Raw genomic sequence first — 12783 nt, 5'->3', positions numbered from 1 at the left:
AAAACTGAAGCAAAAAATAATCACTCGCTACACTTTAGTTAGCTGACGAGTAATTAGATATTTTATGGGTGGGAAGTTATTACTAAAACGCAATACCGCTGAGCGTAATACTTTCACAGGCGTATATTCAGTCGTAAAGAGTTTAACAACTAAGTTTGTACCATGATACAGCGGTCTTGTATTAAGCATATGTTGACGCTCGTATTTGACTAATAAACTTGGAGAAGCAATATCGTGACCTGCTTTGGCTGCCTCGGCAATAAGTCCCCCTAAAATCGTCCCACTTTGTAAGCCTAAGTTATAGCCTTGGGCCGTCACAGGGTGCATACCAACAGCGGCATCACCAATGACAGCACAAGATAAACCATAGAAACGTTGGGCGTGAACACCTACTAAGGGGTAACTGACGATTTTGCCATCTAATGTCATATCGCCTAGCTTATGATTTAGCTGAGCCATAATACTTTGAGCGAGCTCCTCAGGGCTTAAGTCAGTAATCTCATGCGATTTATGAGTATCAATTGTGACTACACAGCTAGAAAGATTTTCTTCCAAAGGTAGGATAGCAAGTGTACGTCCATAGTGGAAGCATTCTGTAGCGGTATGTTCATTAGAAATAGTATGACGCATACGGAAAACATGTACCGTACGACCAAAATCATTCATATCAGCACCAATACCCATTTTACGGCGAGTGTTTGAGAAGCGACTATCTGCAGCAATCACCATGCGTGCACTGATCTTGTCACCATTCTCTAAGGTGACGGTAGCGCCTTGAGTGCTAAGACTCACATCATTTACACCTAAACCATAGCGAATTTGAACATTTTTTTGATCTTTAATGGCTTGATAACTCGCCTCTCTAATTCGATAATTAGGAATAAGAAAACCTAAACCCTCACCAGGAATGCGAGGTTGGCTAACATCAAAATGCAGTTGATAATCTGAATTACCATTGATTACTGTGGCATCTTTTAAAAGGTAAATTTCTTCTACTGGCAGATGATCCCAAATACCCAGCTGCTGCATAATTTGACGAGAAGAATGGGTAATAGCAATCTCTCGACCATCAAACGCGGGTGTGCTTACACTACTTTCAGGCTGTTTCTCTATAACTAAAATAGAAACGGGACTATTGGCTAGCGAACGGCAGAATGCTAAACCAGCTGGCCCTGCACCCACCACAATAATATCAGCGTCAAAAGACATTATGCCTCCCTAATGGGGTTACTAAAAGTACAATATAAATATTTAACAATAGCCTCCATTTTAACAAATTGCAACGATAACCATGCTAATAGATACACATTGCCACTTAGATGCCCCAGAATTTGATAGTGATCGCCCAGACGTTATTCGTGATTGCCAAGTATCAGGCGTTGGTGCTGTAATTATTCCTGCGGTATGGCGTGAAAATTTTGTCACGGTAAAAACATTAGCCCATCAATTTCAAGGAGGCTACTACGCCCTTGGTATTCATCCTATGTATGTACGCTATGCCAAGGATGAGGATTTGCAAATATTGGATCAGACAATTGAAGAGGCTTTACAAGCAGAAGATGAACGTCTGGTGGCGGTAGGAGAGATTGGGTTAGATTATTTTGTACCAGAAATCTCATCAGGATTGGAAAAAGAGCGACAAGAATTTTTTTACCAACAACAAGTAAAGATGGCAAAAAAGTATGATCTTCCTGTGCTATTGCATGTGCGTCGATCTCAGGATCGGGTACTTAAATATTTAAGACAATATGATGTGAGAAAAGGTATTGCTCATGCGTTTAATGGTAGCGAGCAACAGGCAAAAGCCTATATTGAACAGGGTTTTTGTCTTGGGTTTGGAGGAACAGCAACATTTACCCGTGCTTTACAAATTAGACGATTAGCTACTGAATTGCCCATAGATAGCTTAGTATTGGAAACGGATGCACCTGATATTCCACCTGCATGGTTAAGCAAAGATAATCCACGAAATAGTCCAGCTTTTTTACCTCAAATTGCTCAAGTAATAGCGAATTTGAGAGGAATTACACTGGCTGAGCTCTATGAACAAACAGCTATAAATGCCCAAAGAGTATTGCCTCGTCTAAAAAATCATTGTCATATGTAAAGTAGCTTATTACGGTAATATGCCGCTATCTATTTCAGATGCAATAGTAGGGATGAAGTAAGCGATTTAGTTGCTACGTACGGAAAAATCCTATTGGATACTTCTATCCACTTACCCCTATGCTCTTATATAAATTCACCTAAGATAATCAATTGACTATGCGAGTTAAATGGTATAGCCAGAGGGTATTTCTATGCTGTCTTTTTTTGGCTAGGTGATGATTGATATGCTGAGTCTATTTCTGGCGGGAATGATTCTTGGTTTTTTTGCCGTACAACGCTTAACAAGCTTACCTACAACCATGACTCTTTTGTTTGGATTGTTGAGTTTAGCTGTCATATCTTATGGTTTGTATTTTGACACTATCAATAAGTATTTTTTAGAAAAAAATCCGTTAATCCCAAAAATAAGAGAGGTTAGAGAATATTGCTGCACTCACCAAGGATTAGCCACTAGATTTCCCTTGTTAAATAGTTTTTTTAGCTTCTTATTGGGGGTGAGTGTGGCAGTTTGTTATGTGCTTTTGCTAGCATATCCTCGCTTATATAACCAACTTAGTGACAACTATGATAATAAAGTCACTACGTTAGATCTCTGTGTAGTGAGTCTAGCTACCTATAGGGATGATTCAATAGAGTTTGATGCTGAATTACTATCGCCGATAAAGGGTATTCCTTCTACTATTAGAGTGCTGTGGAATCTATCCTCTACGTTTGATTTGTATCAATCGAAAAAGGTAGCTACGAAGCCGACATTAAGACCGGGCGACTGTTGGAGAATGAGTTTACGACTTAGAAAGCCAAATACCTTGATGAACACAGGAGTGTTTGATAATGAGACCTACCTTTTTCAAGAAAATATTCGAGCATTGGGAACGGTGAAGCAGACGCCTGAAAAATTAGCGATTCAACAGCTAGGGTTTAATACGTATATTCAGGCTGTCCGAGATAGGGTTAGAGAGCGTATGCAAGCCTATTTACAAGGTAAGCGATATGCAGGTGTGATTCAAGCCTTGGTGATAGGAGACCAACAAAGTATTGCACAAGCGGATTGGCAGCTATTTAACCGTACTGGAATGACTCATTTGGTGTCTATTAGTGGCTCTCATATTACGATGGTTTCTAGTCTTGCCGTAGCGGTGAGTTTAGTCTGTTTCAAAAGAATACGGTATAAGCGAAAACTACTTGCTGATTATGTCGCCCTTAAGTCTTTTGCCTTAGGAATAGGTGTTATTGTTGCTTTATTGTATTGTTTATTAGCAGGCTGGGGGATTCCTGCTCAACGTACTTTTTTGATGTTATTAATTTTTTATATAGTGGAGTTAAGTAAACGAAAATTTAGTTCGATTTTTTTATTATTGTTAGCAGCGGTAATTGTGTTATTGCTTGATCCTTGGGCAATATTAACTACTGGCTTTTATCTGTCATTTGGGGCGGTGGTTATCTTATCTATTATGGTAAACAAACTTAAACAAACACCTCACAAGAATAATAGTCGAATCCGTAACGTTTGTTTTTTTATCAAGGAATGGCTGCTGTTGCAAGGTATCATAACCATAGGAATGATGCCTTTTTTAATCCAGTTTTTTCATCAGGTATCTTTAATTTCTCCTATCGTCAATAGCTATGCCATTTTAGTAGTAGGGTATTTAATTACGCCATTAGCGTTGTTGCTAGGTATATTCAGTGTATTAAATCCATGGCAAACACTTAATCAGTGGGTCGCTGATACGTGTCATCAACTATTGGAATGGGTGATGCAATTAAGTAGTTACCTAAGTGAATTTACTTGGGCGGTTATTGATGTGGGGGAATTACCTGAGTGGATTAACGTGTTAAGCGGGATCGCTTTATTGATTTACTTGATGCCCAAGGGTATTCCTTATGCGCGATTAGCACCGATTTATTTTATGCCCAGCTTTTTATATGCACCACCAATGTTACAAGAGGGAGAATGGCAGATCCATGCTTTAGATATTGGTCAGGGAGGAGCTGTACTTATTCAGACACAACATCACACGCTATTATTCGATACAGGTTTACGAAGTTCTCCTCATTATGAGTCCGGCACCAGAGTGCTAATTCCTTTTTTAAGGGCTCAGCATATCCATTCGTTGGATGCGGTGGTTATATCACATGCTGATTTAGATCATAGTGGTGGCTTATCTAGTTTAGTGGAAACAATTCATTTAGAAAAAATGTTTGCCTCTTTTCAAGTTAATCGCTTTATTGATGAAGAGGAGCGGCGCTTGGGAAAAATCATTAGTAGCAAAAACCCACAATTAATGTATCAGCAATGTAAAGAGGGGGTGGAGTTTGAGTGGGATCAGGTAAGGTTTCATTTTTTAAATAAAGCTGAGCAAGCTACTATTCCTATTAAGTCTAAAAATTATCAAAGCTGTATTTTATCCATTGAAGGGAAGTATGATCGTGCGCTATTGACGGGCGATATGCTACAAGAGCAAGAGCGTATGAGAAATTGGCAACATTACACCTTAGTGCAAGTGCCACATCATGGCTCCAAAAGCTCATCAAGTGAACACTTTATTCAACAAATAGCAGCGAAGTATGCTTTTGCGCAGACGGGCTTTTACAATAGTTACCGTCATCCTCATCCTGTTATTGAAAAACGATGGCAGGATTATGGTAGTCAGTTTTTTAATACAGCCTTAACGGGAGAAATAGTGTTTGCATCCACTCATTTGGGTTTTCATATTAGTCAATGGAGACATCAGCAACGACGATATTGGCATCGATAAATGTAGACATTGTGGTATAGTGGATAAAAACTATGGGAGTAAAAAATGAGCTCTTCTCAACAAGAACCACGTCTGAAATTTGTGACATGTGCTAATCCTCAAGGTTTTCACCGTATGGCCTATTGGGAATGGGGTGATCCACATAATAAGAAAGTGTTGATTTGTGTGCATGGACTTACACGGACAGGACGTGACTTTGATGAAGTAGCACGTCGTATGAGTCTGACGCATAGGGTGATATGTCCTGATGTTGTGGGACGTGGGGCATCAGACTTCCATATCAATCCAGATTATTATGCCGTGCCTTTTTATGTGGCTGATATGTTAACCTTGATTGTCCATTTAGGCGCTGAGCATATCGATTGGCTAGGTACATCCATGGGTGGGCTAATTGGACTTGGGCTAATGGGGGCTCGTTCACAGTTACAGATGAGTTTAGGGCATAATCAGTTTTTGCCTCCTCAGACACAACTACCAATTAAACATTTTATTCTTAATGATGTAGGACCTCGTCTTGAAATACAAGCACTTAATCGTATAGGTGACTATATTGGTAAAAAAGTTACGTTTGATACCTTAGAAGAGGCGGCACAAACATTAAAAGTAGTATCGGCTTCTTTTGGACCTATGTCTGATGAACATTGGTTGGTGTTTGCTCGAGCAGGTCTCAAACAAGAAGGTACTCAATGGGTGACACAATACGATTTAAAATTGGCAGATTCATTTAAAACAGCTAATTCTAGTACATATCTTGAGGTTAGTGAAAATCTGCTCTGGGGATGCTATACAGCAATTGATTGTCCTATTCTGATTATTCATGGCGAACAGTCAGATTTATTGAGTGCACAAACGGTGGAGCAAATGCTCGCTTTTAATGCTAGGGCGACGGCTAAGCATATTCCACTGACAGGGCATGCACCGGCATTATTAGAGACTGAACAAGTTGATATGGTTCAGGATTTTTTATTGGATAAGTGATATGGAGTATTCAGGTATAGATTTACATTGCCATTCTACGGTTTCTGATGGTGTGCTTACTCCCACACAGCTTGCTCAGAGAGCTTATGAAAATGGAGCAACATTGTGGAGTTTGACTGACCATGATGAAGTAGGTGGTCAAGCAGAAGCACGACAAGCTGCATTAGCGTTGGGCATGAGCTATATCACTGGAATAGAAATTTCAGTGACTTGGCTCAATAAAACGGTGCATATTGTGGGGCTTCATTTTGATCCGGAAAATACGACTTTACTGAATGGCTTGCAAAAAATACGTGACGACCGAGTCAGTCGTGCACATGTTATGGCAGCCAGATTAGAAGAGTTTGGGGTAAAAAATGCGTTTGAAGGAGCGCTTGCTTTGGCAGGGAATCCTGACTTATTAAGTAGAACACATTTTGCACGTTATATGGTTGAACAAGGCCATTGTAAACATATGCAAGAAGTATTTGATCGTTATTTAGGCGATGGCAAACCTGCCTATATACCGGGCACATGGGCAACATTATTGGAAGCGGTGACGTGGATTACAGAAGCGGGAGGAACTGCTGTTATCGCTCATCCGGGACGTTATAAGTATTCTAGTAGTGAGTTTTCTACGCTATTTCATAGCTTTAAACTGATGGGAGGCACGGCAATTGAGGTGGTGACTGGTTCACATAAACCTGAGCAATACCATCAATATGCCAATGTGGCAAAACATTATGGCTTTTTTGCTTCTTGTGGATCGGATTTTCATGGACCAAATGAAAGCAAAATGGATGTGGGTAAAGTTCCTGAACTACCCTTAGGGCTGACCCCTGTGTGGGAACAATGGCTAGATGATTAGCATATGATAAGAAATAGTAGATAGAGCAATTAATAAGAAGATATGAATAAAGCGTTTGTAAAAGAAACTGAACAAGAAGATGATGACCCACAGGAAGCCTTAATTCCTAAAGGGTTAAAAAATTACATGACATTACAAGGCTATCAAGTATTGAGAAAAGAGCTTGAGCATTTAGTCAAAGTAGAAAGACCTGATGTGGTATCGGTGGTAGCATGGGCGGCGTCCAATGGAGATCGCTCTGAAAATGGGGATTATTTATATGGTAAAAAACGATTAAGAGAAATCGATAGGCGTATTCGTTTTTTAACTAAGCGATTAGAAATCGCTGAAGTCATTAATCCCGCTACACAACCCAATAAGGATCAGGTTTTTTTTGGTGCCACTGTTATTTATGAAAATCAAGATGGTGAAGAGGTACAAGTCACCATCGTCGGTATTGATGAAGCAGATCCTTTAAATGGCAAAATTAGTTGGATATCACCAGTCGCAAAAGCATTATTAAAGGCACGAGAGGGTGATAGCGTACACTTGATGACTCCAGCGGGTAAGCAGGAATTAATTGTGTTGGACATTATTTATCCTGACGAATAAATCCTTATTTACCGAGTGCCAACGATGAATATTGCCGTTATTAAAGGACAGAGCGCATGTGTTTGAATACGACTTATTTTTCAACGTGTTCTAAGGTATATAACGCATGTGTATCTTCAGCGAGATGTTCTTTAAGATATGGCAATATTTGCTCTAAAGCAGGGTATAGGGTATAGGGAGGATTAATAATAAACATCCCACTTCCATGCATACCATAGCCATCTTTGCTAGGTTTTTTAATTGTCAATGATGCATTAATCCATTCAATATTGGGTAATTTTTGCAGGTGCTGCACCATATCATAGACTTCTTTACGCTGAACGAGAGGATACCAGATAAGATAACATCCCGTCTGAAAACGTTCTAAGCCTTCTTTCATCGCCTTGATGACATGGCGATAATCATGCTTATCTTCATAAGAAGGATCTATCAGAGTAATAGCACGGCGAGTAGGTGGAGGAAGTTGAGATTTTAAGTACTCAAATCCATTTTTTGCAAAAATACTGACCTGTCGACGAATTTGTGCATCTTGTTGTTGAATATTATCCGTTAGGATTTCTACTTCACTAGGATGTAGCTCAAATAGACGCAACTTATCTTTATCACGCATATACTCTAGTGCAATCCAAGGAGAACCGGGGTAGAATTGAAGCTCCTCTCCAAGGTTTAACTCCTTGATATATTGCACATAAGTCGCCAAATCTTCTGGTAAGTTAGTGCGTCCAAATAAACGACTGATGCCCGTTTCAAATTCGGCATTTTTCTCAGCCCATTCATCAGCCAAATCATAAATACCAGCCCCTGCATGAGTATCAATCACCCAGTAGGGATTTGGTTTACGATTAAAGTAATCTAATGTATGAATTAAAACGGTATGTTTTAACACATCGGCATGATTACCTGCATGAAAAGCGTGACGATAACTAAACAATATAACCTCGAAAATTTAACAAGTGAACAAGATAGTATTTTAGAGTAACAGCAACGACTAAGCCATAGAGGCAGGTACACGCTCTAATTCATCGGTAAAAATAGCGTCACATCCCCAAGCTAGCAATTGTTTAGCTCGTTGATAATCATTGACTGTCCATGCACAAATACGGTAGCCATCTTTGTGAATTGTTTTAATTATTTTTTCAGTTAAGGTGCTTTCACGAGGATTCACGGCAACACAATCTAATTTTTTTAGAATCTGTTTAGCATTATCATCATATTGTTCACATAGATAAGCTCTAGGCAGTTCAGGAGCTGCTTTGTAGGCAGCTTCTAGTGCTTCAGCTGAGAAAGACGATAGTAAAGGTAGGATTTCGGCATTTTTAAACCAAGAAGAAACAGCCTCTGCCGCTAGTTTACCTGTGATTTTTTCACGACCGGGGCATGGTTTGATTTCAACATTACAAATAATATTGTTTTCTTGTGTAAAACGGATAATACTTTCTAATTTAGGAATGGGTTCACCCGTATAAAAGGCAGAATGCCACTGACCCATATCAAACTCTAGTAATTCAGCATATGTTTTTTTAGCCGCTAATCCTTTGCCATTTGAGGTACGTTTGATATCGTCATCATGTAAAAGAATTAATACATTATCTTTGCTCAGTTTTGCATCAAACTCCACCATATCAAAGCCATAATTTAAACCACAGCGCATAGCGGCAAGTGTATTTTCTGGTGCAAAATGACCACCACCACGGTGAGCAATAAGACGAGGATAAGCCCAAGTTGTAGACATAATAATCCTTTAAAAACAAAGATAGATAAAAACATGCAAGTAAACCAAATACTACGACCCAGTTTATTTAATAGGGTATCGCATGGTTCCTAGTACGCGTATTGTAAAGCATGCTCTGCAAATATGGCATATTTTTAGGGAATATTTTTTTAATATTCTGTTAGAATAGATGGTTACTTATCGATATGAATAGAAAAGTAATCTAGTTTATGTCATTGTCTGGCTACTGATTGGCTGGTAGTAATGATGTAATCAATAAACAATTATGCAATCTAGAACGAAGAGAAAATAATATGTTAGAGTTTTTTCGCCGCCATTCACGTTTAGTGATGATACTCTTGTTTGTCCTTGTGGTACCATCCTTTGTCTTTTTTGGTGTGGCTGATTACCAAAGTTTTAATACGAATGAAGTTCCACTGGTAAAAGTAAATAAACAACAAATTACCCAACAGGATTTTAACCAGTCATGGACACAGCGCTTAAATGAATTACGCGAAAGCCAAGGTCAAGCATTTGATGTCAGTAAAACTGACACACCAGAGGCACGTGAACAATGGTTAAATGCATTGACAGATCGTATGGTTGTAGAGCAAACAGCCGTAAATGACAAATTTTCTGCTCCTTCCTCTCTAGTGCGTCTACAAATTAGTCAATTACCTCAAACACAAGAAAATGGCAAGTTTTCTATGGAAGCCTATAATCGCTTTTTAACTAGCGTGGGTATGACGGCAGAACAATACGAAGCATATGTAAGAAATTATGAGTCTTTAGGGTTGGTAGTTAATCCTATCGCAGACAATGTGATTTTACCAGCTGCCACATTAGGTGCTATTGAGAAATCAATGACAGAAGAGCGTTTAGTGCGTTTCCGTTTTATTAGTGCAGAGCAATTTGTGAAAGATGTTACGCTATCTGATGATGAATTAAAGCAATGGTATGATCAGCATAATAAGGCATTTGAGATTCCAGATTATGTAAATCTTGACTATGTTTTATTAAATCAAGACGCAGCGGTAGCACAAGTTCAGACTCCTGCTGAGGCAGAGCTAGAAACATACTACAAAAACAATCTTGCTCGCTTCTCCACTGTAGAGCGTCGCCATTTAAAGCATATTCAAGTGGATGATTTAGCTAAGGCTCAAGAGATTATTGCCAAAGCAAAACAAGATCCTGCTCAATTTGATGCTTTAGCTAAAGAATTTTCTTTAGATGCAGGTACTAAAAATTCAGGTGGTGATTTAGGTATGATTCGCCGTGGCGAAATACCAGAGCTTGATACGACTGTATTTGCATTAGCACGACCGGGTATCTCTGAACCAGTGAAAATGGGAAATGATTACCATGTTTTCCAAGTAGTGACTATTGAGGCAGGAACGGTTAAATCTTTTGCTGAAGTAAAAGATGAGGTAACTAAAGAAGTTCGCCTACAATTAGCTTCTGATAAGTTTGCCCATTTAGCCACTGAATTGACTCGCTTAGTTCAAGAACAACGTGATTCTTTAGCACCTGTGGTTGATCAATTAGGGTTAAAAGTACAGGAAGTTGCTGGAATTAGCCGTACAGGTCTGTTAAGCAAGGAAGAGGTTGGTGATAAAGCGGTTGCTGGTACAGAGCTAGCGAAAATTTTCGATACACCACGCGTGCGAGAGGTAGCTTTTTCTGCGGATGTGTATAACCAACAGCTTAATTCTGGAGTGATTGAGCTATCACCATCAGAGTTTTTAGTTGTGAGAGTTAAAGATAAAGTAGCTAAACACATTCCTACGTTGGATCAGATCAAAGGACTAGCAGAAAGCAGACTCAAAACAGAAAAGGCATCAGCGTTAGCTCAAAAAGACGGTGATAGTGTATTGGCTCAAGCACAGCTAAATGCTACGACAGATGGTTTTGAGCCTGCTGTACCAGTTAGCCGTATTGCTACCAATTTACCAGATAATGTATTAAGTAAAGTAATGGATGCGCCTAGCGATAAATTACCGTTCTATGTGGGTTTATCAGTAGATAATGGCTATTTATTGGCTCGAATTGAGTCAGTCACACCAGAAAAACCAGAATTAAAAAATCTATTCCAACAATTTAAATCTCGTTTGGCGAGTATTGTTGGTGTAGAAGCGGGTAAAGCTTATACCCATAATTTACGTGCTAAAAACAAAGTAGAGTTTTTACCAGCGGCTAAAGAAGCTATTGCGGGTGAACAAAAACAATAAGGTAAATGTGTAGACGTTTAACCGACACTAAAATCAACATAATCAACCTAAGCCCATCAAAGAATTTCTTGATGGGCTTTTTTGATAACGACAGTGATTAGTGTAAAAAAAGAATAGTCTGGGAGTCTAGAAGCCTATAGTTGTTTTATAGAGATTGACCAGACTGAAAAACGCTTTTCCTTTCTTTGATAGTTATCGTTTTAAAAGAGTATTCAAAAAAATTAAGTCTCTTATCTAATGTGTAAATAGATTTATACCACTTAATCATCAGTAAGTAATATCTGAAAAAGAATAATTTATATTTTCAAAAGTAATATAAAAACAATAAAACATTATTATTTGAATTAAGAAAATGGCGTTATACTGCTACTCAAGGATTAAATCTATTGGCTATAAGCGTTCATGTTTTAGTCAAAATTATTATAAATAGTGTGTTACGCTACCGTCGTGGCAGTAGTTATCTATGTAGTCTCTGCTCAAGCACTGAAGCGTTTAAAACACATAGCGTTAAAAAGGATTAGAGAAATGTCTAAATGGTTTGAAAATAATGCTCAGTCTATTGGCCGTACACCGCTTATTAAACTTAACCGAATTGGTGATGGTGTTAAAGCCACTATCTTGGTGAAGATTGAAGGACGTAATCCAGCTTACTCTGTTAAAGACCGTATCGGTGCTGCGTTGGTTAATGATGCGGAAGAAAAAGGTATTCTTGGTCCGGGCAAAGAGATTGTGGAGGCAACTAGTGGTAATACAGGTATTGCACTTTCTTATGTTGCTGCTGCAAAAGGATATCCAATTACGATTGTGATGCCAGATACAATGAGTTTAGAGCGTCGTAAGCTAGTGGTTGCACTAGGTGCTAAACTTGTCCTTACTGAAGGTGCTAAAGGAATGAAAGGGGCTATAGCCAAAGCAGAAGAAATTGTGGCAACTGATCCTTCTAAATATGTATTACTTCAACAATTTAAAAATCCAGCTAACCCTGCTATTCATGAGCAAACAACAGGACCGGAAATTTGGGAAGATACTGATGGAAAAGTCGATATTTTTGTCTCAGGTGTTGGGACTGGAGGCACGCTAACAGGGGTATCTCGTTTTATTAAACATACAAAAGGTAAAGCTATTCAGACGGTTGCTGTAGAGCCTAGTGCTAGCCCTGTAATTACTCAATTTCTTAATAAAGAAGAATTAAAACCTTCTCCTCATAAAATCCAAGGATTGGGTGCTGGCTTTATCCCTGATACCTTAGATGTCTCATTGATTGATAGTGTAGAGCAAGTTTCTAATGAAGAAGCTATCCAATATGCCTTACGTTTAAGCCGTGAAGAGGGCATTTTGTCAGGGATTTCAAGTGGAGCAGCAGTAGCAGCGGCTATTCATGTTGCTTCTAAACCAGAGAATGAAGGCAAATTAATTGTCGCTATATTGCCAGATTCGGGAGAGCGTTATTTGAGCTCTACATTATTTGACCAGCTTTTCGATGAGAAAGGATTGCCGATAGCGTAAATAATGGTATACTAAGCACTTAATCAAGTTAAAGCATTTCAAAGGCAAACCTGTTAA

The 12783-nt window shown here is 38.9% G+C and carries 10 protein-coding genes; 7 read left to right on the top strand and 3 right to left on the bottom strand.

What is annotated here, in order from left to right; all coding sequences use genetic code 11:
* Positions 1-27: 27 nt before the first annotated feature.
* The gene (ubiM, locus tag BQ4443_RS03810; RefSeq protein WP_071058117.1) at positions 28-1209 is read right to left on the bottom strand and encodes a 5-demethoxyubiquinol-8 5-hydroxylase UbiM; all 1182 of its coding nucleotides are present in this window, start codon (positions 1207-1209) and stop codon (positions 28-30) included.
* An 82-nt stretch (positions 1210-1291) separates the two neighbouring features.
* On the opposite strand from ubiM, the gene BQ4443_RS03805 reads away from it, so the two are divergent.
* The 5 genes from BQ4443_RS03805 to greB all read left to right on the top strand — a co-directional run bounded on the left by BQ4443_RS03805 (position 1292) and on the right by greB (position 7281).
* On the top strand, positions 1292-2107 hold the full coding sequence (locus BQ4443_RS03805) for a TatD family hydrolase (RefSeq protein WP_071058116.1): 816 nt from the start codon (positions 1292-1294) through the stop codon (positions 2105-2107).
* 226 nt (positions 2108-2333) lie between these two features.
* The gene (locus BQ4443_RS03800; RefSeq protein ID WP_176752449.1) at positions 2334-4865 is read left to right on the top strand and encodes a DNA internalization-related competence protein ComEC/Rec2; all 2532 of its coding nucleotides are present in this window, start codon (positions 2334-2336) and stop codon (positions 4863-4865) included.
* A gap of 45 nt (positions 4866-4910) precedes the next feature.
* Positions 4911-5843 (top strand): alpha/beta fold hydrolase, encoded by a 933-nt coding sequence (locus tag BQ4443_RS03795; protein WP_071058114.1) that lies wholly within the window; start codon positions 4911-4913, stop codon positions 5841-5843.
* A 1-nt stretch (position 5844) separates the two neighbouring features.
* Positions 5845-6690, top strand: a complete 846-nt coding sequence (locus BQ4443_RS03790) for a 3',5'-nucleoside bisphosphate phosphatase (protein ID WP_071058113.1) — start codon at positions 5845-5847, stop codon at positions 6688-6690.
* A gap of 42 nt (positions 6691-6732) precedes the next feature.
* On the top strand, positions 6733-7281 hold the full coding sequence (gene greB, locus BQ4443_RS03785; protein ID WP_071058112.1) for a transcription elongation factor GreB: 549 nt from the start codon (positions 6733-6735) through the stop codon (positions 7279-7281).
* A 73-nt stretch (positions 7282-7354) separates the two neighbouring features.
* Here the strand turns inward: greB and BQ4443_RS03780 are convergent, their stop codons facing one another.
* A complete protein-coding gene (locus BQ4443_RS03780) occupies positions 7355-8212 on the bottom strand; it encodes a 23S rRNA (adenine(2030)-N(6))-methyltransferase RlmJ (RefSeq protein ID WP_071058111.1) in 858 nt (285 codons plus the stop codon).
* Positions 8213-8269: 57 nt separating this feature from the next.
* Positions 8270-9013 (bottom strand): glycerophosphodiester phosphodiesterase, encoded by a 744-nt coding sequence (ugpQ, locus tag BQ4443_RS03775; protein WP_071058110.1) that lies wholly within the window; start codon positions 9011-9013, stop codon positions 8270-8272.
* A gap of 293 nt (positions 9014-9306) precedes the next feature.
* Here ugpQ and BQ4443_RS03770 point away from each other — a divergent pair, with 293 nt between their 5' ends.
* Both BQ4443_RS03770 and cysK read left to right on the top strand, forming a co-directional pair.
* Positions 9307-11220, top strand: coding sequence for a SurA N-terminal domain-containing protein (locus BQ4443_RS03770; RefSeq protein WP_071058109.1), 1914 nt, complete (start codon positions 9307-9309; stop codon positions 11218-11220).
* Between the two features lie 525 nt (positions 11221-11745).
* Complete coding sequence (cysK, locus tag BQ4443_RS03765) at positions 11746-12726, top strand: cysteine synthase A (RefSeq protein WP_071058108.1); 981 nt, start codon at positions 11746-11748, stop codon at positions 12724-12726.
* The last annotated feature ends 57 nt before the right edge of the window (positions 12727-12783 follow it).

Source organism: Pelistega sp. MC2 (assembly GCF_900099475.1).
Lineage (GTDB): Bacteria > Pseudomonadota > Gammaproteobacteria > Burkholderiales > Burkholderiaceae_B > Taylorella > Taylorella indica.
The sequence above is the reverse complement of the archived record's forward strand: the minus strand, read 5'-3'. Positions and strand labels throughout refer to the sequence as shown.

What these genes read in the sequence shown, in the direction of transcription:
- BQ4443_RS03800 (WP_176752449.1), top strand. Translation starts at nt 2,334, where the DNA reads ATGCTGAGTCTATTTCTGGCGGGAATGATTCTTGGTTTTTTTGCCGTA.
- ugpQ (WP_071058110.1), bottom strand. Translation starts at nt 9,013, where the DNA reads ATGTCTACAACTTGGGCTTATCCTCGTCTTATTGCTCACCGTGGTGGT.
- BQ4443_RS03770 (WP_071058109.1), top strand. Translation starts at nt 9,307, where the DNA reads ATGTTAGAGTTTTTTCGCCGCCATTCACGTTTAGTGATGATACTCTTG.
- BQ4443_RS03790 (WP_071058113.1), top strand. Translation starts at nt 5,845, where the DNA reads ATGGAGTATTCAGGTATAGATTTACATTGCCATTCTACGGTTTCTGAT.
- cysK (WP_071058108.1), top strand. Translation starts at nt 11,746, where the DNA reads ATGTCTAAATGGTTTGAAAATAATGCTCAGTCTATTGGCCGTACACCG.
- ubiM (WP_071058117.1), bottom strand. Translation starts at nt 1,209, where the DNA reads ATGTCTTTTGACGCTGATATTATTGTGGTGGGTGCAGGGCCAGCTGGT.
- BQ4443_RS03805 (WP_071058116.1), top strand. Translation starts at nt 1,292, where the DNA reads ATGCTAATAGATACACATTGCCACTTAGATGCCCCAGAATTTGATAGT.
- BQ4443_RS03795 (WP_071058114.1), top strand. Translation starts at nt 4,911, where the DNA reads ATGAGCTCTTCTCAACAAGAACCACGTCTGAAATTTGTGACATGTGCT.
- greB (WP_071058112.1), top strand. Translation starts at nt 6,733, where the DNA reads ATGAATAAAGCGTTTGTAAAAGAAACTGAACAAGAAGATGATGACCCA.